The 22801-nt window shown below is 55.6% G+C and carries 18 protein-coding genes; 7 read left to right on the top strand and 11 right to left on the bottom strand.

The window, feature by feature from the left end:
- Nucleotides 1-20 precede the first annotated feature (20 nt).
- Nucleotides 21-1433, bottom strand: coding sequence for a DEAD/DEAH box helicase (locus tag U5822_RS00840; protein WP_322853729.1), 1413 nt, complete (start codon nucleotides 1431-1433; stop codon nucleotides 21-23).
- Nucleotides 1430-1981: a hypothetical protein gene (locus tag U5822_RS00835; protein ID WP_322853728.1), complete on the bottom strand. Its 552-nt coding sequence runs from the start codon at nucleotides 1979-1981 to the stop codon at nucleotides 1430-1432. The genes U5822_RS00840 and U5822_RS00835 overlap by 4 nt, the downstream gene beginning before the upstream one ends.
- A 115-nt stretch (nucleotides 1982-2096) precedes the next feature.
- On the opposite strand from U5822_RS00835, the gene U5822_RS00830 reads away from it, so the two are divergent.
- A complete protein-coding gene (locus tag U5822_RS00830; protein ID WP_322853727.1) occupies nucleotides 2097-2345 on the top strand; it encodes a helix-turn-helix domain-containing protein in 249 nt (82 codons plus the stop codon).
- Between the two features lie 91 nt (nucleotides 2346-2436).
- The gene (locus U5822_RS00825) at nucleotides 2437-3795 is read left to right on the top strand and encodes a type II toxin-antitoxin system HipA family toxin (RefSeq protein ID WP_322853726.1); all 1359 of its coding nucleotides are present in this window, start codon (nucleotides 2437-2439) and stop codon (nucleotides 3793-3795) included.
- 166 nt (nucleotides 3796-3961) lie between these two features.
- On the opposite strand, the gene U5822_RS00820 is transcribed toward U5822_RS00825, so the two are convergent.
- From U5822_RS00820 to U5822_RS00790, 7 genes are all read right to left on the bottom strand, one after another.
- Nucleotides 3962-5143, bottom strand: a complete 1182-nt coding sequence (locus tag U5822_RS00820) for a BaiN/RdsA family NAD(P)/FAD-dependent oxidoreductase (RefSeq protein ID WP_322853725.1) — start codon at nucleotides 5141-5143, stop codon at nucleotides 3962-3964.
- A 168-nt stretch (nucleotides 5144-5311) separates the two neighbouring features.
- A complete protein-coding gene (locus U5822_RS00815) occupies nucleotides 5312-6805 on the bottom strand; it encodes a site-specific integrase (RefSeq protein ID WP_322853724.1) in 1494 nt (497 codons plus the stop codon).
- Nucleotides 6798-7289, bottom strand: a complete 492-nt coding sequence (locus U5822_RS00810; protein ID WP_322853723.1) for a hypothetical protein — start codon at nucleotides 7287-7289, stop codon at nucleotides 6798-6800. The genes U5822_RS00815 and U5822_RS00810 overlap by 8 nt, the downstream gene beginning before the upstream one ends.
- Nucleotides 7290-7299: 10 nt before the next feature.
- The gene (locus U5822_RS00805; protein ID WP_322853722.1) at nucleotides 7300-9474 is read right to left on the bottom strand and encodes a hypothetical protein; all 2175 of its coding nucleotides are present in this window, start codon (nucleotides 9472-9474) and stop codon (nucleotides 7300-7302) included.
- Nucleotides 9461-11539 carry a hypothetical protein gene (locus tag U5822_RS00800; protein WP_322853721.1) on the bottom strand — a complete coding sequence of 693 codons (2079 nt, stop codon included), beginning with the start codon at nucleotides 11537-11539 and terminating at the stop codon, nucleotides 9461-9463. The genes U5822_RS00805 and U5822_RS00800 overlap by 14 nt, the downstream gene beginning before the upstream one ends.
- A 77-nt stretch (nucleotides 11540-11616) precedes the next feature.
- Entirely contained in the window at nucleotides 11617-12639 is a 1023-nt protein-coding gene (locus tag U5822_RS00795) for a BaiN/RdsA family NAD(P)/FAD-dependent oxidoreductase (RefSeq protein WP_322854192.1), read from the bottom strand.
- Nucleotides 12640-12756: 117 nt separating this feature from the next.
- Nucleotides 12757-13560, bottom strand: coding sequence for a PhzF family phenazine biosynthesis protein (locus U5822_RS00790; RefSeq protein ID WP_322853720.1), 804 nt, complete (start codon nucleotides 13558-13560; stop codon nucleotides 12757-12759).
- A 248-nt stretch (nucleotides 13561-13808) separates the two neighbouring features.
- Between U5822_RS00790 and U5822_RS00785 the strand changes: the two genes are divergently transcribed.
- Entirely contained in the window at nucleotides 13809-15218 is a 1410-nt protein-coding gene (locus U5822_RS00785) for an aminotransferase-like domain-containing protein (RefSeq protein WP_322853719.1), read from the top strand.
- Nucleotides 15219-15224: 6 nt separating this feature from the next.
- On the opposite strand, the gene U5822_RS00780 is transcribed toward U5822_RS00785, so the two are convergent.
- Nucleotides 15225-15881, bottom strand: coding sequence for a response regulator transcription factor (locus tag U5822_RS00780; RefSeq protein ID WP_322854191.1), 657 nt, complete (start codon nucleotides 15879-15881; stop codon nucleotides 15225-15227).
- Nucleotides 15874-17370: a sensor histidine kinase gene (locus U5822_RS00775; protein WP_322853718.1), complete on the bottom strand. Its 1497-nt coding sequence runs from the start codon at nucleotides 17368-17370 to the stop codon at nucleotides 15874-15876. The genes U5822_RS00780 and U5822_RS00775 overlap by 8 nt, the downstream gene beginning before the upstream one ends.
- A gap of 154 nt (nucleotides 17371-17524) precedes the next feature.
- On the opposite strand from U5822_RS00775, the gene U5822_RS00770 reads away from it, so the two are divergent.
- The 4 genes from U5822_RS00770 to U5822_RS00755 all read left to right on the top strand — a co-directional run bounded on the left by U5822_RS00770 (nucleotide 17525) and on the right by U5822_RS00755 (nucleotide 22772).
- A complete protein-coding gene (locus U5822_RS00770; protein ID WP_322853717.1) occupies nucleotides 17525-19153 on the top strand; it encodes an acyl-CoA synthetase in 1629 nt (542 codons plus the stop codon).
- A gap of 95 nt (nucleotides 19154-19248) precedes the next feature.
- Nucleotides 19249-20625, top strand: a complete 1377-nt coding sequence (locus U5822_RS00765) for a solute carrier family 23 protein (protein ID WP_322853716.1) — start codon at nucleotides 19249-19251, stop codon at nucleotides 20623-20625.
- A gap of 250 nt (nucleotides 20626-20875) precedes the next feature.
- Nucleotides 20876-21697: a metal-dependent hydrolase gene (locus U5822_RS00760; RefSeq protein WP_322853715.1), complete on the top strand. Its 822-nt coding sequence runs from the start codon at nucleotides 20876-20878 to the stop codon at nucleotides 21695-21697.
- Between the two features lie 124 nt (nucleotides 21698-21821).
- Nucleotides 21822-22772 (top strand): DegV family protein, encoded by a 951-nt coding sequence (locus U5822_RS00755; RefSeq protein ID WP_322853714.1) that lies wholly within the window; start codon nucleotides 21822-21824, stop codon nucleotides 22770-22772.
- The last annotated feature ends 29 nt before the right edge of the window (nucleotides 22773-22801 follow it).

Below are 22801 nucleotides of genomic sequence, written 5' to 3'. Positions count from 1 at the left end.
CCACCTAAGCTGAATACAGCCTATATGGCCCCTCCAGATACCCTCTCCCCGAATAGGGACAAAACCTCACTCCAGTATTGATTGCTCACACATAGATCAATAGTTTCTCTAGCGCCGTTATGTTCCGGTGTAACATCCCATGTGCCCGTATTATCGATATCGAGTTCCCAATCCGCTGTGTAATCCTCTTTCTGGAGCACTTCAGACCTTTTTGTTTCTTCCGTGCTTTGCTTTGATGATCTTGGTGAAAATGAAACCACATGCTGCCCTGGTAGGTCGTCACCAATTCTGCGTGCGAACTCTGTCAAACTGGGTTCTGCAAGGACGTAGAGCCAGCCACCAATGTCAGAGGGCTCCCCTGTTTGACGCCGGAGTATTCTGCCGAGAACCTGCCGAAAATGAAGTTCTGTTCGAATCCTGCTGAGGTGACAGCACACCTGCAATCTTGGGATGTCAGTTCCTTCACTGATCATACCCACAGAAATGATCCATCGATCAGATGATGTTTTGAAGCTTGAAATAATTTGATGGGCTCCGGGCGTGTTGTAAGTGACAACAACAGGCCTTTCTCCGCGCGCCGTAAGCCGAACTGCAATCTGCTCTGCATGTGCTGCTGTCGCAGCTACGATGAGGCCGGCAGCGGTGGGAACCTGCTTTCGGATCTCTAATAATTTTTTGGATGCTTCCGAGAGTATATGGTCGATCACTTCGTCCCGAAACAGAAAGTCAGGATAAGTAATCTGACCATGACCGATTGTTTCCCGGATGCTGGAGTAGGTTTTAAGGCCGAGTTCCGATGACCTCAGGCTGATTTCCCGATTATCAGTGAGCACGATTTTTGGGGCTCGGCAAACGCCGTCGGTAACCGCCCGGTCCAAGCCGTATTCGTAATCACAATGGAGCTCTCCGTCAGGCTGCGTGTAGCGAGAAAGTACGATTGGGTTGTCGTCAGTCCTCCAAGGTGTTCCTGATAGCGCCATTGTGAGGGAGGCCTTTCCTTGAATCCTATCGAGAATTGTTCGCCCCCAACTGTTGCCAATTGTGAGTTCGTCCCAACTGCTACCGGAGCAGTGATGAATCTCGTCCAAAACCACGAAGACTCTGTGCTCACCCAGTACTTGCCATAGCTCTCTGGGAAGCGTGTTCATCGACTGATAGGTGTAAGAACCACCTGCGGCACCAATCTGGCCATTGAAGCTTCGCCCAAGGATTTGGCTAAATGTCGAGGCGACGCTTTGCGACACTGTCCGTGAAGGGGAGAAGCATAGGACGAAATCAATCTTATTACGTTCCAGAAGGACCTTAGCCACCGAAGCAACCATGACGGTTTTGCCTGCCGCTGGTGTCGCGTGACATAGAAAGTGGGTTTGATACTCGAAAGCTTGAAGAGCTTGATCGATACACTCGCTCTGCCAAACGCGCAATCTGATCATGCGGGGAACCCAATTCTTGTGATGACCGACTCTACGGCACGAAGTTGGCCTAGAAGCTTCGTACTTCGATCACGAGACTCCAGGTACTGCGCCTTCACGGCGCTCCGAAGCGCCGGGTACTTTTGATACAGCCGCTGGTATTCCTCCGCTTCACCAATACTGGCAATCAGTTCCACTTTCCTTTTGGAGAGTTCCTCCTGCAACCCCCGTTGTGTCTCAACGTCCATCGACGATTCAGCTTGCTCATCTGACGTCCTAAACGGTGAAGGCTTGGCTTCCAGGGAAAAGTTTTTGTGCTCTGAGCGGTAAATAAATTTGCATCCGCGGCCAGTAGATCCCTCGTGACGCTCGATTACCTTGGCCGATTCAAGTCGTAGCAGTTCTCTGTATATGTGCTTTCGAATATGGTTGCGGCTTGGCCGCTGAGCCTCGGGTAGTTGAAGAAGATACATATCCCGAATGCTTGTATTGGAAAAAGGGGTGCCTGGCTGCTTTCTGAGGAGTTCGATCAGGATTTTGTCGACATTCAGTCGCTGTGTTTTTTTCATAAGGCGGTCCAATTGGTCTCTAGGTCGATCTGGTCGATCCTGAAAAATGGGTATTATATGCCGTGGCCCGCCATGCCTCAAGAAACCATAGTCTTGCCTTTTGTGAGGGCAAGAAATGGGCTCACCAGTTTGTGAGGCGTTTGGCCGGAATCTGCGGGCGATTCGAAAATCAAAAGGGTTTTCTCAGGAACGCCTCGCGCATGAAGCGGGGATAGATAGAAGCTATGTCGGGAAGATTGAGCGAGGGGAAGTTAACATTACGATCGAAAAGATCTACTTGCTAGCCGAACACCTGCAATGCCTACCTACAGACCTCATTCCCAATCAGTTATCGTTGACGGAAGAAAGCTGCATGCAGAATTGACGGAAGAGCCACTGATCATCTGGAAATAAGCACACTTAACTCGGCATGGTAACCTCGTCCTGCATTAGAGCGTATTTCGCTACGACCGGGCATGAGCATGATGCATTTGACGATACAAGTTCATTGGGATCACCAGTGGCACGATGCGGGAACCGTCGGTTTTCGTACGCCAGCGTTGGGCCTGGGAGGAAGACCGAGTTTTACCTATCACACTGAATACGCCCTGAAGGCACTGGAGAGGGTGGATGATCTCGAGAAGGAAGATTTGGTCGATCAGACCGCCATCAGTCTTAACTTGCCCTGCAACTTTTTCAGAGATTACCCGAATGGAGAGGTAGCGCCGGTCCTTCGAGATATCATTCCCCAGGGGGCGGCGCGTCGACACTGGGTGAAACTGCTTGGGTACAATCGAGATCCGGAGCAGCGAATTGATACGCGGTTGCTCTCTCTGGGATGCACATCTCCAGTAGGCAACTTGCGGATTAAGGAAGCCGCGGATCTGTTTGAGCCTAGGGCCGAAAAGGCGCCAGCAATCACGTTTGATCGTTCAGACATCTACGCCCTCGCGGATGACGTTCAGCAGTATGCGTCGCATGGGTCTCATTTAATTGCTGGAGCTCTCGGCGCCGGTGGCGACGCGCCCAAGCTATTGCTGGTCGAAACTCGCGATGGGCGCTATGCATTTGAAGGCACAGTGCCCGATCGTGAGGTGCTACAGCACTGGCTGGTGAAATTGCCGCGTGGCAAAAAAACCAAGGCCGATGTCCAGGTGCTTGAGGGAGAGGCAGCGATATACCGGCTGCTTTCCGAAAGAGATTTCAACTCAATTCCCGGGTCGTTTTTTTTCAGATCTGAGGGTGGTGATGCGCTCTGGCTTCCTCGCTTTGATCGTCTGTCTACGCCAGAGGGCATAGTTCGTCATGGTGTGGAGTCTATCTATTCGTTGATGGGGCAGGCTGGGGACGGGGCCAGGCTTTGTCATAGTGATATCATTGCAAGGCTTCGAGAGTGTGTCAAACAACCCACGGACGAGGACGCGATACTCGCTGATTACCTGGTTAGAGATATTCTTAACACCGCAATGGGAAATCGGGATAACCACGGGCGCAATATGTCTCTGCTCAAGAAGGGTTCCGGTATTGAGCTGGCGCCTGCGTACGATGTGGCACCCATGATCCTAGATCCCGAGGGTATTGCGTCGTCGACCTGGTGGCCTCATCGTCTTCTCAATAAGAATCGGAAACCCGACTACCGCGCGATCTTGATCGACCATGCTACTCATCCTGAGGCTACTGCTTCACACATGATTCAGGCACTGAAAAAGCTGACAAACCTAAAAGAGGGTTTAAGAAGGCATGGAGCCCCGGCCGAGATGCTGAATCACAGAGCGATACGTATGCACGAGCCGGAACTCGTACTGGAAGAGCTCGGTCGTTGGATCGACGGTTAGAGGAATGACGCGAGCTTGCTCTAGCGTAGCATTGTAGTGGTCAACTTATCCCAGATAGTATTTTTTGAGGTTTTCTTCCGCTTCAGGGGACGAAGCGCTGTCGCTGTATGCGAGGTCGTTGCCGGGTTTAGCAGCCCATGAAATAGCCCTTACAGTTTTTTTGGCCTCAGGCGTGTTGTCCAGCGGCTACTCCAGAAGCCCAAGCCCATTGGAAATTATGACCGCCCAAATGGCCAGTCACATCCAGAACTTCGCCAATGAAAAAAAGCCCTGGCTGATTGTTTGCTGACATTGTTTTTGATGAGAGGTCACGAGTGTCCACTCCGCCCAAGGTAACTTCTGCGGTTTTGTATCCTTCCGTTCCTGCGGGTCGCACTTCCCAATGACGTAGGACGTCAGCTATCGCCTCTAAGTCTTCATTGCGGCAATACTGGAATGGTTTGTTCCACTGTTGGAGTTCGCAGAAAGCGTTTGCAAACCTTTTCGGCAAGAAATCTTCGAGAAAATGGCGGATATGGCTCTGTGGTTTTGTTTTGCGATGCTCGTGTAGCCTATCAAAAACAGATACGCTCGGAAGAAGGTTGATCCTTATCTTATCTCCGGGGTGCCAGAAGCTTGATATTTGCAGCATGGCGGGGCCGCTAAGACCACGGTGAGTGACCAGCATCGGTTCGCTGAAATGTTCGTTGTTGCAGTGCACGTCCACAGGGCAGCTCACACCGGAGAGTGGCGCCAGTTGCTCCTTTAGTTCTGGATGCAGGGTAAAGGGTACAAGTCCTGCGCGGGTTGGAAGCACGGAAAGCCCAAACTGCCGTGCAACGTCGTATCCGAAGCCTGTGGCGCCCATGGTGGGGATCGACAGCCCACCGCAGGCGATGACCAGGGATTCGCAGGTAAGGGTGCCGCTACTGGTTTGTAGCTGATAGCCGTGATCGACACCGCTGATTTTATTCACGCTTGTTTTAAGTCGCACTTCTGCGCCGGCCCACTCGCACTCAGTGAGTAGCAGGTTGAGAATATCCTTGCTGCTATCTTTACAGAAAAGCTGGCCTGCCGCTTTTTCTTCATGCTCAATGCCGTGGCGATCTACCAATTCTAAAAAGTCTTGAGGCGTGTAACGCTTGAGCGCCGAAATGCAGAAACGGGGATTGTCAGACAAGAAATTCGCCGGAGTGCTGTTTAGATTGGTAAAATTGCAACGTCCGCCTCCGGACATGAGGATTTTTTTACCAGGTTTATTGGCATGATCAATTACAAGAACACGTCGCCCACGATAGCCCGCAGTGGCTGCGCACATAAGGCCGGCTGCGCCAGCGCCAACTACAATGACATCATAGGTTTCGATCATAGCGTGTCCAGAGATAAATCCGCTATTGTAGGGCAGCTGCCCTAGCTCGCCAAGCAACGGATTTTCAATGGATATTCAAAAGGTCCCTAACTCGTGCCCGCAGCAGGAGAGTTGAACAGCGGTTTAGGCAATCGTAATGGATTTTGTCACAGTGCATTATTCATTGACTTACGGTGCCCGATTAGGTTTCGGAATTGCCGACGCTATCTCATATATCTCAGAAAGCTTGTTCTCGAATTCCTCAATGAGCTTGTATTTTGTGTGTTCTCGAGATAAACGCATCTCTGCCCGAAACTCATTTATTTTAAAGCAAATACTGCGCATGCTGTCTTGCAGCATTTTCACGTCGTATATTGACGAGAATGCATCCAATTCATCCCAGGCCAGATCGATGTAATGAAGTAGAGAATTAGCGGATTTGTGACCAGTGAACGATGCGATTTTTTGAAGAATCGTTCGGTAGTCGCTTTCGGTCATCATTTGGCGGTTTTTACAGGGGGGGGCTTCGACAAAAGCGATCAAGTGCAGCTTGACCATGTTGGTGATGAATCGGTGACGAAACATGCTCTGACAAGATTGCTGATCCAAGTTGGCCGAAGCGCAAAGGCGTCTGAACTCCTGATAGGCTGCGTCTGGTTTTACCGCCATGCCTGTTTCCGAGCTCAAATAAATGGTGTCACTCGGGGTTTGCAGTGGCGTTAAGATTCCAGATCGTTTGAGTCGAGCAATCAGTTTATATCTGTGGATGAAAATAAAGGTTTCTACTTTCATCGCCACTTGCCGATCTATGGGAATTACTCTGTATGGAACCTTGTGCTCTCGCCTTTTAAGCGTGGGGATGGCGAGCTGCGATTGTCTTAGGCGTTCTACATTATCAGAGTATCGGATACGCACCAGCTCTTGTGGTCGCAAACCCGTAGCCTCTAGGAGTATCAGTTGGAGCTCTCGCCGTGCATGCATGTACCTGAGATGGTCTCTTTGATCTCGGTCTGAGAATGTTCCCTGAAGCTTTCTACTGATGTTGGAAGATGCCTTGCTATCAACGAGCTTTTCCCAGATCTTCTCCCTGATCGCTGAGGGCATTGGTTGCTTTGCAGTGGTTGTCGTGTTCGGCAGGGCGCTCGCGAATGCTGACGTGCTAACGGCGTAGCCATTAGGCGATCTAAACTTTCGGGGGACCAATTTTATTTGGTGTTTTCTCTCACGAGTATCAACGCCAATTAAAGGCCTTTGAGTAAATACTTTTTCCTGTATCCAGCAGAGAAAGCTGACTATGGTGCCTATGATTGATTTAATGGTATTGTTATTTCTCTTTCGGTAGCCTCTGACATCCTGTTCGCACGCCAGCTCAGCAATCAATGCATCAATGTCAGAGTGGGAGAGCTGGATAAAATCTACTTTATGTTTGTAGCAAAACCTCACAAGGTGTGACAGCTGCGCAGCGTAAAGTCTTATAGTGCCGCCATCAAGCGGGTTGGTGGAGTGCGTGCGAGCCTTATCCAGCAGAAACATCTCTACAAGATGGCAAGGGGCACCCGAGGGCCAGGAGAAAGAATAATAGGCTCGTATCTGTCCTATTGTGCTTGTCGCTCCATCATAAATGGACCGTCTTGAGGGGTACTCTGCGCCACTGTAGATTCGGTAGAGTTGCTGCTTACTCATCATCAACCACGTGCAAGCTAAAGTACTTGTCATATAGTTCGTTGTGGCGGTCAAGCAACCGCTTTCGATGCGGTGAGTTGGCAATGGCTTCCAAGGCTATTTCGTTAAGCTCAAAATAGGCTTTTTGCAGTACTGCTTTCTGCTTTTGCGCCAGCTCAAGTTGAAACGATAGCGATCTCACTTTTTTCGATATAGCGTCAGATTTCTCCTGCTTTGTGGTTTTTGTTTTTTCGGCCTTTTCGAGAACATTTAGTCTTAGTTTGTCTATCAGCTGAAAGCCGCCATCGATGAAAGTATCTGCATATTTTTTAAAGGTATTAAGTGACATTGGATTGATGTTGAGTTCTGGCTTGTGGGTTTGAGCAAGTGATCCCTGAGTCTTGCAACGCTCTACAAGCCACTTGTGGCGATATCGACGATCTTGAGTGGCTCTGGCAAGAGTTTCAGTAAGACTTTTTACAGATATGATTTGGGACTGTTTCATTGGATGCTGCCTAGCTCATGCTGACATTTTTATTGATTTCAATAGCTACCCTTGCTCCGAAATTTGATGCTTCGTCGCCAATGTCGTAGGCAACGATTTTGTATCGTCCAGAGCTAATCGCGAACTCCAGCCAGTCATTAAGATCGATTTCATCTAACATCGAGACGCTTTTGACATTGAAGTGCTGGCAGACATCGCCGTTAAGCTTCTCCAGGTTCTCCAGTTCGGTCAGCTTTTGGTTGGTGCTGAAAAGCCTTAGCTGTTGTTGCGCATATTGCGCCTCAACCTCAACCATTTCTTCACCTGGAATGTTGGCTTGTATGTAAGCTAGCACGTGCTCGGGGTCAGAGTGCCCTGCTATCCATCGACAGGCATCGAGGGAAGAATGCTTATATGTCCAAAAGAACGTGAGAAGGAAGGATTTTCGAAGTTCGTGAATGTTGACGTACCATCTTCGCCCATACGCATCTAACGGAACTTCAATATAGTCGCAGAAGGCTATCAGGCAGTCCTTTATGGAGTCGGCATTAATGATGCTGGCATGATTTTTCTCTTTGTGAACAAAGAGATGAGCGATCTTAAAGAAAAGATATTTGCTTTCGCTGGTTTTTCCGTTGGCTGTGAACTTTCGGGATAGATCATTAAGAAGCTGAAGATAAATTATTGCTCTCGCTGCGAGTGCCGGAATAGGAAAATTCCTTTGGACTCTTTGGTCCTGGTTTGAGGACTTTGCAATAGTTTGCTCTAACCAATAACCGTCTCTATTTTTTAGAGAAAGACAATTGTATTTTAGCTCTAATAGTTCGTCGATTCGCAGAGGCTTTAAGGTGGAGATTACTATGATGCAGGAAGCATAAAGGAGGTCTACAAGGTCAGAGAGTGGCGGCTCTTTTCGCCATGAGTCGTAGTCTCTTTCGCGCACAAACGTGCCGTCTTTGCGCGGTTGCGTGGATATGGCTCTATCGAAATTGAGGCTCGTGTAGTTGCTAGCCCGCTGAATAATCTGTCGACGTACAGGTTTTTTCGCTGGATTGGTAAAATAGACATTTTTTCCTTTGCACTCTTCGTTGAGCAAAGTGAGAAGACGATTGGTGGCTTGAATAACATCGTCGCCGTCGTTGAGCAAAAAGCCGATAGCTTTGTTGAGAATGTGAAGAGAAATTGGGAGTGGTATCCATGGCGTGCCGTTCGCGGCTTGTCGTGTGTTGTTGCGCAAATGCGCCATTCGAATGGTTGCTGGGATTGTCTTTCCCGGGAATATTGTTTTGAACGCCGCGAAGAGTTGCATGCTCATTAGAAATGCATTGATCCAGATTTTATTATTTCCGGGCTCCTCAGCTTGATCAAAAAAAAGGGTCTTGTGAGAAGGGTGCTCCCCCTCTAGCTTGATTGGGACAAGGATTTCTGGGTATCGTTCTTTTATTTCTGGCTCAAACTGCCTGAGAAATCGAGTGTATCGTTTTCCATAGCGCTCCCCTATGCCAAGGCTCATTAGTTTGCCGAGCTTGCCGCGGTCAATAGCTTTGGCTCCATAATTGTTGATTGTGTAACAGTCAAACTCCTTTAAAAAATTAATGACAGTTCGACAGTCTTTTTGGGTCAAATTGTAGATATCTCGGGGCGCGAGTTTTTTGCCTGTTTCTTTGGATACTTTGGCGAGAATCCTTTCTCCAACCCTCATGCAAGTGAAAGTGCCTCCAGTGGAGTATTCTTCTATGAATTGTGAGAGGTGAGATCCCGATACTCGGGATAAGAAATGGGTTCGTGGCTCAATATTTAGGTCCGGCGAAAATATCCAAGAAAAAAAGCATCTGAGCGCCTGCATTCTTCCCATTAGCGATGCATTGCTTTTTACTCCTCCCTCAAGAGATGGGTTGTCGCGCATACAAAACACTATCTCTTGAAAGAATCTACGCACCTCGCTGTTTAGGGTGTCGGAAAGATGCGTTCCATCTCCCAAGCGAAAGTCCCATTTTACGGTATAGGTGTGTTTTACTTTTCCGAGGTGGTCTACGGACGTTCTGCTCTTTCGCAATTGCCACTCTAAATCGTGGGCGTGACCAACCAACCAGTAAGCCTTCAGGTCGGGACGTTTGACGGTTATAGCTGACTCAAACCCAGCGAGGTATTCAATGATGGCTTTGGAATCTCGATCGTTCTTTAGAACAATCTCAAACTTTCTCATGGAGTACCTCCCTGCAAATGAACAGATCTATCCAGCGTAGGGATGTGGTCAATTGCTTTGCATTGCTGAGAGCTTTCTGGTGGAGGGTTCTGAGCGACTGGTCTTTATGTTGTTGGAGAAATGACTCTAGGTAGGATGACAGCGTTATCAACGAAAGAGGGATGATTCCTGATCGTTGGCACGTTTCCGAAAGCGATTTGGAGTCAATGTTTGACTCGATGGCGGAGTACTTGTAGGTGTAAAGTGCGGTTAGAGAGTTTTCTGAAAGGGAGGCTATTAGTTCCCCTTCGCGGCTTTGGCGATACGTTCCTGATAGCACTTCAGATAGAAGGGGGTTTTTGCCTGGCGCGGAATCAACGACGTTCCTCAGGAACAAATTAAGATCCTCGAGACAGGAAAAATCGGTCGCTTCCAGCATGTATTTCTCATCCTTGGTCGCGGCAATAATTAACAAATTCTGAAATTGCCTCACCCTGCGGGTGTTAAAAGCATTGATGAGCGGCTCAGGTAAATAGTGCTTCATTGCGACTCGGTTCGAATTGCCTAGCTTCATTGCTACTGACTTTACAGACCCGGTTTTAAACCATTCGAGAACCCCCATGGTTGTTCTAATCGTTGAAAATGACAGAGCTTGGGTGATGCCGGCTTTCTCAAGCTTGGGATAATAGTTCGCTACCTTAAATTTCGTTTTTGCACTAGAGTCCGATAGATGAGTAACCATTCCGTGGACGCCAGGTACGCCCCAGCCGTAAAGAGCATTACACCTCACGAATAATGCGTCTATTAAATGTGGTGGCATAAAGCGAGAGCGTGAGTGATTGGTTTCTACTAAAAAATGCAGTATTTCTCGCGAGGTGTCACACAAAGCAGAATATTTTCTGCTCCGAGCCCTTTTTTTATCTACGCTAAACCGTACGCTGCCTTCGCTCATCTCAAGCCAGCTTTTCCCGCCGTTACTCCGCACCTTGGCTTCTAGAAGTGGGGTGAAATTCCAGCTCGGGTTTAACAAAATCAAAAAAGCAATTAAGGCCGCCACGTCCCGCGAGTCTAGGTATCCTAGTAGCCAGTTGAGGCGGTGTGATGACATCGCTGTTTTTTGCCACGGTGGGAGGGCGTCAGCATCAAATATAGGCAGGATTGATTCCAAAAAGGGAAAGCAGCGATAAATGGTGTTTTTGGCCGGCATGCAGCCCCTTTCTTTGCAAAAGAAAAACAAGCCTCTTGGTTTCATGTAAGCGAGCAAGAGTTGTAGTTTTTCTTCGGTGTCTGGTTTTAAAGGGTGGTGAGTTGGGTTTCTACGGCTTGGAGTTGTTATCCTTGATAGATTTTCTAGGGCTTCGTCAACTCCTTCTGGAGTTGCTGATCCTGTAAGACGCTTGCCAAAGTTGTAGTGCGCCTTAATAGACTGCCAATACCTGAGCAAACAGGAATGGAGCAGTGTTGCTCGTCGATCCAACTCGTAGTGCAGTTCGTCCAGGTATTGTTGATCTGTTCGTTGTATATTGATTTCACATAACAGCGAGGCCTGAAAAGTACTTGGCGCAATTTCTTCTGGCTTCCAGTTGTCGATGAGTGTTACCTGAAAAGACCTCAAATTCCCAGGAGCCTGTACCCGTTTTGCTCTGGGCAGAATGACATCGAGCGGAATAAAGTCTCGTGCTTGGAGCCATTCCAGAAAAGGCTTCACATTGTTGTTCCATAACCACGCCCGAGTTTCTACAGAGGCTTCTTGTTCTCGGCTGGCGATACACGTTACGTACAACGAATGGACGAAGTACTCCCACTCGCTATTTGTGTTGGGGGTTGTTCTGATTTCGTGCTCTTTTGAGCAGAGACTGAGGAGCCTTATTACTCGTGAAATCCAAGTGGTTATGGTGTGCTCTGACTTGCCTAGGTTGTAGGTGATAATTTCGCCGATCAACTGACCGAAGCCTTCGACGCTCTTCAAATATTTTTTGCCAATGACTCTGGGCGGGGCCCCACTTTTTTCTAGTTCAATCCAGTGGTAGTTGTCAGTCTTTATGAGCTTTAGATGAGCTCTCATTGTCATTTCTTCCTCGGTCAAAAATCACCGTGTCAGGGGCACAGCTATCAACCAAATCTAGGCTACGGGAAGCGGTTAGCCAAAAAATGACAACAAGTTTATGTTCGGAATACGACAGTTCGGTAGCCCTCGGTGCCGGCGGGTTTGATCTGCCACTGGCCGAGCGTCTCGGCCACCCGTTCCAGATCGCTGTTCTTGTAGCCCTGCAGCGGGCCGGTCCAGCCGTGCAGGTCGTTGTAGGCCTGGGCGAAGCGCTTGGGCAGGTACTGGCCGAGGTACTGGGCCACGGTGGCCTGGGGTTTGTCCCGGCGCAGGGTCTGCAGGTCTTCATGGATGCGCTGGCTTGGCAGCAGGTCGATTGACAGGGTGTCCCCCGGCTGCCAGAAGCTGGAGATCTGCAGCATCGATGGACCACTGAGCCCGCGATGGGTCACCAGCATGGGCTCGCGGAAATGCTGCTTGTTGCAGGTCACATCCACCGGACAGCTCACCCCGGACAGCGGCGCCAGCTGTTCTTTCAGCTCCGGGTGCAGGGTGAAGGGCACGAGGCCGGCCCGGGTCGGCAACACGGTCAGCCCGAACTGTTTCGCCAGTTCGTAACCGAAGCCGGTGGCGCCCATGGTGGGAATGGACAGGCCGCCGCAGGCCACCACCAGGGATTGGCAGGTCAGGGTACCGGCGCTGGTGGTGACCCGGTAGCCGGTGTCGGTGCCTGTGACCCCGGTCACGGATGTCTTAAGCCGGATTTCGGCGTCGGCCCATTCGCACTCGGTAAGCAGAACATTAAGAATGTCCTTGGCGCTGTCCCGGCAGAACAGCTGGCCGGCGGCCTTTTCCTCGTGCTCGACGCCGTGACGCTCGACCAGTTCCAGAAAATCCTGCGGCGTGTAGCGCTTCAACGCCGAAATGCAGTAATGCGGGTTATCGGACAGGAAGTTGGCCGGGGTGCTGTTCAGGTTGGTGAAATTGCAGCGGCCACCGCCGGACATGAGAATCTTCTTGCCCGCCTTGTTGGCGTGGTCGATGACCAGCACCTTCCGGCCCCGGTAACCGGCGGTGGCGGCGCACATGAGGCCGGCGGCGCCCGCGCCGATGATAATTACGTCGTAGTCCGAAGCCATGGCCATGCAACTGGAGGAATTGAGCGGCGCATTATACGTGCTGGGCAAGGCCGTTCAAAAGTGAACCCGGCACTCGGGTTGCCCGCGCCGGGTTTTCCTGTGGCCCTGGCCAGCCATTTACAGGTGCACGGTGCCCTCCATGAAAAACGCCGCCTGTCCGGCGATGGCGACCCGGTCGCCGCGCAGTTCGCAGCGCAGCACGCCGCCGCGCTGGGACACCTGGCGCGCGTCCAGCTCGGTCTTGCCGAGCCGCTCGGCCCAATAGGGCACCATGACGCTGTGGATGGAGCCGGTTACCGGGTCTTCGTCGATGCCGGCGCCGGGGGCGAAATAACGGCTGACGAAGTCACAGTCCTCACCCAGGGCGGTGACGATCAGGCCCTGGTTGCCCAGCTCCTTGAGCTTGCGCAGGTCGGGCTGGGCCGCCCGCACCGCCGCTTCGTCCGCCAGCACCAGCATGTAGTTGGTGTCGTTGGGCACGAAAAACGCGGTCTCGGGGGCGCCCGGCAGGGCTTCGGTAATCAGGGCGGGGGTCTGCGTCGGTTCGAAGGCGAGGTTGGGGAAGTCCAGTTCCAGCCAGCCGTCCGCCCGTTTGCTCACGCCGAGTGGCCCGCTCTTGGACTGGAAGCGGACCCGGTCGCCGGACCAGCCCAGTTTGTTGAACAGCACCCAGGCGCTGGCCAGGGTCGCGTGGCCGCACAGGGGCACCTCGATGCCCGGGGTGAACCAGCGGATGTGATAATCGGCGTCGGACGACTCGGGCAGTCGAACCAGGAACGCGGTCTCCGACAGGTGGTTCTCCATCGCCAGGGCCAGCAGGGTGGCGTCTGGCAGCCACTGCTCCAGGGGCATGACGGCCGCGGGGTTGCCGCCGAACACCCGGTCGGTAAACGCGTCCACCTGATAGATCGGGTAGGTCATGAGGGTTCTCCTGTGTCGAAGCGCTGAGTTGACGGGCATCGGGATGTCGGTGCCTGATCACAGTCTGGGGCACCGACGACACGCATAACAGATTCAGCTATTCTGTTTTTGAACCGGTACAGAATTGGTTTCAGGGTATCTGTACCGGTTCGGTTACTGGCGGACTGTACCGGTGCCCCTGGCGTGAATTCTGGTGCAATAGAGTCCTCAAGATTATCCGATACCACGCGCGGGCACGAGGTGGCAGCATGGGCGTTCTCTACAATCAGGTGGCGGACCAGTTACAGGGACTGATTCAGGAAGGGGTCTACCGGGATGGCGACCGCTTGCCCGGTGTCCGGGTGCTGAGCCGGCAGTTTGGCGTGAGCATCTCCACGGTGCTGCAGGCCCACCAGACCCTGGAAGGGCGGGGGTACCTGGACGCGCGGGAACGCAGTGGCTATTTCGTGCGCCTGCCGGCCCCGGATGCCCCGGAGCCGGTGATGCAGAAGCACCGGGCCAAGCCGGTGCCGGTGACGGCGCGGGAAATGACCCTGGACCTGTGCGCCGACGAGCAGAAACGCATGGTGCCCCTGGCCACCGCCATACCGCACCCGGATTACCTGCCGCTGCGGCAGATCCAGCAAAGCACGCTCTGGGCCGCCCGGCGCGGTCTGGAAACCCTGGACTACGCCTTTCCCGGCAAGGAGTCGTTCCGGCGCCAGATTGCCCAGCGCATGGCGACCCTGGGGGTGCCCATCGCCCCGGACGATGTCCTGGCCACCAACGGCGCCCAGGAAGCCATCATCCTGGCCCTGCGGGCGGTGACCCAGCCGGGCGACATCGTGGCGGTGGAGACGCCGTCGTTTCCTGGCATCCTGCAGGCGCTGGAAGTGGTGGGGCTGCAGGTGATCGAGATTCCTACCCATCCCTCGGACGGGCTCAGCCTCGAAGGCCTGCAACTGGCGCTGGACAAGTGGCCGATCAAGGCCTGCGTGGTGGTCACCAACCACAGCAATCCCATGGGCGCGCGCATGCCCGATGACCGCAAGCAGCAGCTGGTGTCGATGCTGGCGGCGGCCAATGTGCCGCTGATCGAGGACGACATCTACGGCGATCTGTACCACAGTGGCGAACGGCCGCGGCCCGCCAAAGCCTTCGACCGCACCGACAACGTCATCTACTGCAGCTCTTTTTCCAAGACCATCTCCGCGGGGCTGCGGCTGGGCTGGATGGTGCCCGGCCGGCACATGGCCAATGCCCGGCAGCACAAATACTTCGTGAATCTGGCGACCTCGTCGATCCCGCAACTGGCGGTGGCGCACTTTCTGGAGCAGGGCAGTTACGACCGTTACCTGCGCACCGCCCGCCAGAACTACCGCGAGGCCACCGAGCGGATGCGCGCCGCCATCACCCGGGCGTTCCCGGAAGGCACGGCGGTCAGTCGGCCCCAGGGCGGCTTTGTGCTCTGGGTGCAGTTGCCGGACGGGTTTTCCGGCACCCAGGTGTACCAGCGGGCAAGGGCGGAGCAGATCAACGTGGCGCCGGGGCTGATGTTCTCCACCACCAACAAATACGACAACTGCCTGCGCCTGAACTGCGCCCACCCCTGGACCGAGCGCATCGAGCAGGCGGTGGCCCGGTTGGGCGCCCTGGCCGGCGAGGCCCGGACCGGGTAGTCCGGCTCAGTCCCTGTCGCCGCGCAGATCCAGCGGATCGACCAGGCCGGCGCCGATGGCGGTGCCGGTCACGTCCGGCAGCCGCTCGGCACCCAGGCGTTTCATGACCCGGGACCGGTACAGGTCGATGGTTTTCACGCTGACCTCGAGCTGGTCGGCGATTTCGCGGCTGGTGTAGCCCTTGGCCAGTGGCAGGAACACGTCCCGTTCCCGGCGGGTCAGGGTGTCGAGCAGTGCGGTGAGATCCTGATCGCTCCGGACCGCTGGCCGAGCCGGCGGGTGCTCCTGCAGCGCCTGTTGCACGCTGTCGAGCAGCAGCTGTTCGTTGAAGGGCTTCTCGATGAAATCGAAGGCACCGGATTTGAAGGCCCGGACCACGATGGGAACGTCGGCGTGGCCGGACACGAAAATGATCGGCAGCTCCAGATCCCGCTTCTGCAATTCCTCCTGAACATTCAGGCCACCCAGGCCCGGCATCCGGACATCCAGGATCACACAGCCGGCCTTGCGGGCGTCCACCGCATCCAGGAACTTGCGTCCATCGCTGTACGCCTCGACGCGCAGGCCGACGGATTCCAGCAACCATTGGGTCGATTCCAGCATGCCGGCGTCGTCGTCAACGACGTACACGGTCACGGCTTCCGGATTGGCGTGGTCACTCATCACGTTGGGACTCCGAGGTTGTAGGTCTGTGTCTGTGGCCCTGGCTGGCCGGGAACCGGCAGATCAGCGACAGGCCGCCGGTGGCCGCGGGGCGGGCGTCCAGAAAGCCGCCAAAGCCCTCGATGATGGAGCGGCTCATGGACAGCCCCAGGCCAAGGCCCTGGGGCTTGCTGGTGTAGAACGGCTGGAACATCTGGCGAATGCCGTCGTCATCGAGGCCAGGGCCCTCGTCGGTCACCTGGATCAGTGTCTCGTTCCGGTCATTGACGCAGGTGCTGATGACCAAGCGGGATCGCTCGCCGGTGTCGCCCCGGGCTTCCACGTTGGCCTCGATGCCGTTGCGGATCAGGTTGATCAGCACCTGTTCCAGCAGGACCGGGTCGGCGGTGATTACCGGGGCGCAGGACGCCAGCTTTTCCGAGATCCGGACCCGGTTCTTGTCCGCTTCCCACTGGCACAGCCGCACCACGCTGGCCACCACATCGTTCAGGGCGAGCGGTGCGGTGCGCTTCTGGCCCTTGCGCAGGAAGGCTCGCAGCCGTTTGATGACCTCCGAGGCCCGGTTGGCGTGGTGGACGATCCGCTGCAAGCCGTCGTCGACCCGGTCCAGGCCGTCCGGGTTGGTTCCGGCGTTCTTGAGGTAGCGCTGGCTGGCGCTGGCGAAATTGACGATGGTGGCCAGGGGCTGGTTCATCTCATGGGCGATGCTGGAGGCCAGTTCGCCCAGGGTTGCCAGCCGGGCGGTGTGGGCGAGCTCATCGGCCAGGCGCCGGTTGTTTTCCTCGGACCTGACCCGGGCGCTGATGTCCCGGGATACGCTGATCACCTCGATGACGGCGCCGGTGTAAGTCTCCCGAATGGCCCGGCTGGCGATTTCGAACCAGCGCCGGGAACCGTCCCGGTGCAGGATTTCCAGGGTCATGGTGGCGTAGCCGTCGTCCCGCAACTGATTGCGCGTTTCCGCGAGCCGTCGGGCCACGTCGGCGCCCTGGAACACCTCTTCCAGCGTCCGGCCCCGAAGCTCCTCGGGCCAATACCCCAAAAGCCGCCAGGACGCCGGTGTGGCATCAATAAAGCGCCCGTCGGGGGCATGGCGGGAAATCAGATCCGTGGTGTTTTCGGTGATCAGCCGATACAGCCGGTTCGACCGGGTTGCCTCCTCCTGATTCCGCACCTCTTCGGTGGCGTTCCGGGCCCGGGCCAATACCCGGGCACTGGCGCAATCGGGAATGAAGGTCCACATCAGGATGGTGTCGCCGTGCTGGGTTTTCACGTCCTCGATGGCCCGGCACTGGTTCAGGGTCGAGGTTACCAGCGCCTGGACGTTCACCGGCAGCAGCTCGTCGACCGAGGGGAGGCTGGTCTGCACGCACAGCTCGCGACTGGCCCGGTTGCCTGCGACCACCGCGCCGGCGCCGTCGAGTATCAGGCCGGGTTGCGGGTCGGCGTCGTGCAAACTAAAACCACTTACAGGGAAAGAATCGTTCATGACGCAATCGGTATGGTAAAAGCACTATAATGCTTTTGTATAATTTATAGTATTTATACCATTAAATACCATTTCTTTACGGCCCGAAGTATAGCTAGTTTAGCGATATTGCTAAATACGCCATAAGAACAACAGTACGCAAGAGGACCACCCAATGACTTCGATATTTGACCAAGGCCTGGCCCCGGTCGACGCCAACTTCGCTGTGCAATCCCCCGTCGATTTTATCGAACGCACCGCCAGTGTTTACCCCGAGTTCCCCGCGGTGATTCACGGCGCCATCCGCTACACTTGGGGACAGACCTACGAGCGCTGTCGCCGCCTGGCCTCGGCGCTGAAAGGCCGCGGCATCGGCCGCGGTGACACGGTCGCGGTGATGCTGCCCAACATTCCGGCCATGGTGGAGGCCCATTTCGGGGTGCCGATGATCGGTGCGGTGCTCAATACCCTTAACGTTCGGCTGGATGCCGAGGCCATCGCGTTCATGCTGGAGCACGGTGAAGCCAAGGTGGTCATCGCTGACCGCGAATTCGGCGAGGTGATCAACGACGCCGTCAGCCGCCTCAAGCACAAGCCGCTGGTGATCGACGTGGATGATCCGGAATACGGTGAGGGCGTGCAGGTCAGTGACCTGGACTACGAGGCCCTGCTGCAGGAAGGCGATCCAGCCTTCGAATGGAGCTTCCCGGAGAACGAGTGGGACGCCATTTCCCTGAACTACACTTCCGGCACCACCGGCAACCCCAAGGGCGTGGTCTACCACCACCGCGGCGCCTACATCAACGCCATTGGCAACCAGGCGGTCTGGTCCATGGGCATGCACCCGGTGTATCTGTGGACCCTGCCGATGTTCCACTGCAACGGCTGGTGTTTCCCCTGGACGGTCACGGCCATGGCCGGCACCCACGTGTGCCTGCGCCGGGTGGACCCGGAGAAGATCCTGCAGCTGATCCGGGACCATCAGGTCACTCATATGTGTGGGGCGCCGATCGTGCTCAATGCCCTGCTGAACGTGCCCGAATCCGCCAAGGCCGGGATCGACCACGACGTGAAGTCTATGACCGCCGGCGCGGCGCCCCCGGCCCAGGTCATCGGCGCCATTGAGAACATGGGCATCCAGGTGACCCACGTGTACGGCCTGACCGAGGTCTACGGACCGGTCACCGTGTGTGCCTGGAAGTCGGAATGGGACCAGCTGCCGCTGGATGACCGGGCGCGCAAGAAAGCGCGGCAGGGGGTTCGCTACCACACCCTGGCCGGCACCATGGTCGGCGATCCCAACACCATGGAACCGGTGCCCAAGGACGGCAAGACCATTGGCGAAATTTTCCTGCGTGGCAACACCGTGATGAAGGGCTACCTCAAAAACCCACAGGCGACCGAGGAGGCTTTCCGCGGCGGCTGGTTCCACACCGGTGACCTGGCCGTGTGGCACGAGGACGGCTACCTGGAGATCAAGGACCGACTGAAAGACATCATCATCTCCGGGGGCGAGAACATTTCCACCATCGAGGTGGAAGACACCCTGTACCGACACCCGGCCGTGCTGGAGGCCGCGGTGGTGGCGCGCCCGGATGAGAAATGGGGCGAGACCCCCTGTGCCTTCATCACCCTGAAGCCGGAAGCCGGCCAGGTCAGCGAGGAGGACATCATCAGCTTCTGCCGCGAACATCTGGCACGCTTCAAGGTGCCGAAAACCGTGGTCTTCACCGAGCTGCCCAAAACCTCTACCGGCAAGATCCAGAAGTTCGTGCTGAGGGATCAGGCCAAAGACATAGACTGACGCTCCAACCGGCTGCGCCGTCCTGGCGCAGCGGATTCCGATTCCAACAACAACGCTATCAGGCCCGCGCTGCGCGCGGGCCAGGAGACCTTTTTATGCAAATTTTTCATCGCAAACACGGGGAAGAGCAGCCGTTCTGGCCTTGCGGTCCCTTCAAGATCCGTCTGCCATTCGTGCACTACCGCTGGGAAATGGCGGAGATGGTGCAGGCGCTGATCATGTTCGTGGTCAGCCTGGCCATGATTCCGCTGCTGGAAAAATACCTGGGCGTGCCTTACGACGTGGCCCTGGCCTACGTGGTGATCTGTGGCATCGGCTTCATGCTGCCGGCGCTGCTCGGGGTGCCGCTGGTGCCGGGCTGGATCACGCCGGGTATTCCGGTGGTCCTGCTGTTCCTGAGCGATTTCGAGCCGGGGCCGGAGGCCATCCAGGCCCTGTTTGCGCTGCAATTCCTGGTTTTCCTCATCTTCCTGATCCTGGGCATCACCCGTCTGGGCAGCAAGCTGGTGGAGCTGATTCCGCGCTCCATGAAGGGCGGAATCATCATCGGTGCCGGCATCGCGGCCTTGATGGGTGAAATCGAGGCAGGCGGTCGTCTCGCCAATACACCGATTTCGCTGATCATCGGCGGGCTGGTGTGCCTGTACCTGATGTTCTCGGTGTCGTTCAAAGGCTTTGTCGAGAGCAACTCGTTCGCCCGCAAGATTGCCAACTACGGCATGGTACCGGGCATGGTGGTGGCCATCCTGGTGGGCTTTGCCACCGGCGAATACGCCGTGCCCAGTGTCGAGTGGGGCATTACCAAGCCGGCCTTTGACGAACTCTGGAACTACCTGCCGTTCACCGTCGGGTTCCCGGACAGCAGCGTGTTCCTGTACGCCATTCCGACCGCGGTGATTGCCTACGTGATTGCCTTCGGAGACATCGTCGTGGGTCAGTCCCTGATGAGCCGGGTCGATCATCTGCGCAAGGACGAGGACATCGACAACAGCATCGACCGGGTGCATCTGGTCACCGCGTTGCGGAATGGCGGTCACGCCTTCTTTGCGCCGTACCCCGGCCTTGCGGGCCCGATCTGGACCGCGGTCACGGCCACCATGGCCGAACGCTACAAGTACGGCCGCAACGCCATGGACTCCATCTACAGCGGCGGCGGGACCTTCTGGATCACCGGGTTTGTCGCCCTGTTTGTCCTGCCGCTGGTGAGTTTTTTCCAGCCGGTGCTGCCCATCGCCCTGTCCCTGACCCTGCTGCTGACCGGCTACATCTGCCTGATGGTGGGGCTGGAGCAGCTGGAGAACAACACCGAGCGCGGCATCGCCGGCACCATGGGCGTGGTCCTGGCGGTCTACGGCGCCGGTTGGGGCCTGGCGACCGGCGCGGTGCTGTACGTCCTGATCGAGCGGACCAAGCTGCTGAGCTTCACCGCCGATCCGGAAGCCCCCGGTGTGAGAGCCGCCGAAGACAGCTAATCCCCGGTCAGTCGGCCTTCGGTCGACTGACACCGACCCCTCTGTGTCCTTGGGAGGCCTCGCGCCTCCTTTTTTTGGTCTGCGCGCCGGTTTTGACAGGTTGTCATTTCGTAACATTTTGTCGTGTTTGCCGCCCCAAAGCCTTCCGCCGTTCCCGAGTTCGGGTTTACACTGAATTAGCTGGTGATTTTTTGATCGCTGTTCATGCCGATAACAACGTGCCCCAGAGGCCTGACAACAGGAGGCAGCCATGACCATCAGTTCCACTCCGGAGGGGGTGTCCGTTCAGCCCCGGCACATCCGCTTCGATGTCAGCGAGGACCTGAAATCCTTCTGGCATGGCAACGACGCGTTCCGCACCGCCTTTTTCAACGCCCTGTCCCTGCAGTTTCCGGATGGCGAGCAGCAGTTCATCAACGCCGTACGCCTGTACCGAGACCGCATCGACGACCCCAAACTGCAGGCTGAAATTCGCGGTTTCATCGGTCAGGAAGCCCTGCACAGTCGCGAGCACAAGACCTACAACGACGGGCTCAAGGCCCGCGGCTACGACATCGACGCCATCGATGAACGCTTTGCCCGGCACATGCGCTGGGTCGGCAGCCTGCCGCCCAGCCGGCAACTGGCCGGGACCTGCGCGGCCGAGCACTACACCGCGGTCCTGGCCAACGCCATTCTGCAGAACCCGGAATGGATGCAGGATGCCACGCCGGCCATGGCCAGGTTGTGGCGCTGGCACGCAATTGAGGAAACCGAGCACAAGTCGGTGGCCTTCGACGTCTACCGGGCCTGCGTGGGTAACGAGCGGCTGCGCCGCATCATCTTCCTGTTTGTGACCTGGAACTTCTTCAAGCACACCTTCCTGAACACCTGCAGCCTGCTGAAGACCGACGGCAAACTGTGGAGTCTGAGGACCTGGCTCGGTGGCCTGAACTTCCTGTGGGGCAAGCCCGGTGTGATCCGCCGTTGCCTGCCGGAGTTCCTGGCTTACCTGCGCAAGGACTTCCATCCCTGGCAGCAGGACAATCGGTTGCTTCTCGAACGGAACCTTCGAGAGCTTGGCTCCGTGTAAGTTTTTGTAACACGGCATCGGCATCGGCAAGGGCAGTGCGATGTCCATGCTGATGCCGTGTGCATAAACAAAAACAATGACAAACACGGGCACCTCCAACGGGGAGCCTGCCGGAGACCTTCTCATGCAAGTTGGTTTGATCGTGGATTCCGCGTGCGATTTACCCCCTGAATTCAGTCGCAAGCACAACATTTTTATTCTGCCTGTAACGGCCGTGATTAACGGCCAGACCTACATAGACGAACACGACCCCCTTAAAACACAGGAGTTTTACCAGCGGGGTCTTCTGCAAAAGGGCTACTACGCCGAGACGCGGGCATATTCTCCCAAACAGATTCATTCCTTGTTCATGAGGAAAATTGTCCCTCAGTTCGACATGGCAATCTGCGAGACCGTAGCGCGTAGCCGAAGCCTCATCTATGACAATGCGAATGAAGCCATGAACACCGTCATGGCGAGATATGAAGGCGTTCGCGCGGCGGCTGGCAAAGACGGCAGGTTTTCCATGCGGGTGATTGACAGCAAGCAGATTTTTGCCGGTCAGGGTCTGCTCGCCGCCCACACCCTGGGTCTCATCGAGAAAAAGCTTCACAAGAACGCCTTGCGGCATGAAGTCGAAACGTTTTCAGACAGCATCCTCACCTGTGTGATTCCGCGAGACCTTCACTACATCCGGGAGCGGGCACGTCGTCGTGGCGATAATAGCGTATCCGCATTGGTGGCATTCATGGGCAAAGCGCTCAGCATCACCCCGGTGCTTTTCGGGAAGGGAACCGATGCCCAACCGGTGGCAAAGACCTGGAGTTTCGAGAGTGCCGTTGAAAAGGTCATGAACTACGCTGCCGCCCGGGTTGATGCCGGCCTGAAGACTCCCTACGTGAGTCTGTCCTGTGGCATGTCCTGGCCGGAAATCGACGCGCTTCCCGGGCTGGACCTGCTGCGTGAAGCCTGTGAACGAAACGGTGTCGAGCTTCTGTTGTCCCAAATGGGGATTACCAGCAGCATCTACATTGGGCCTGGCAGTCTCTGCCTGGCCCTGGCGGCTGAGCCCCACAATTTTAACGATTTCCAGTAACGTCCCTCTTCCCTCCGTTGGTGCGGCGT

The organism is Marinobacter qingdaonensis (genome assembly GCF_034555935.1).
GTDB lineage: Bacteria > Pseudomonadota > Gammaproteobacteria > Pseudomonadales > Oleiphilaceae > Marinobacter > Marinobacter qingdaonensis.
Note: the sequence above shows the minus strand (reverse complement) of the source record. Positions and strands in the feature narration are given on the sequence as shown.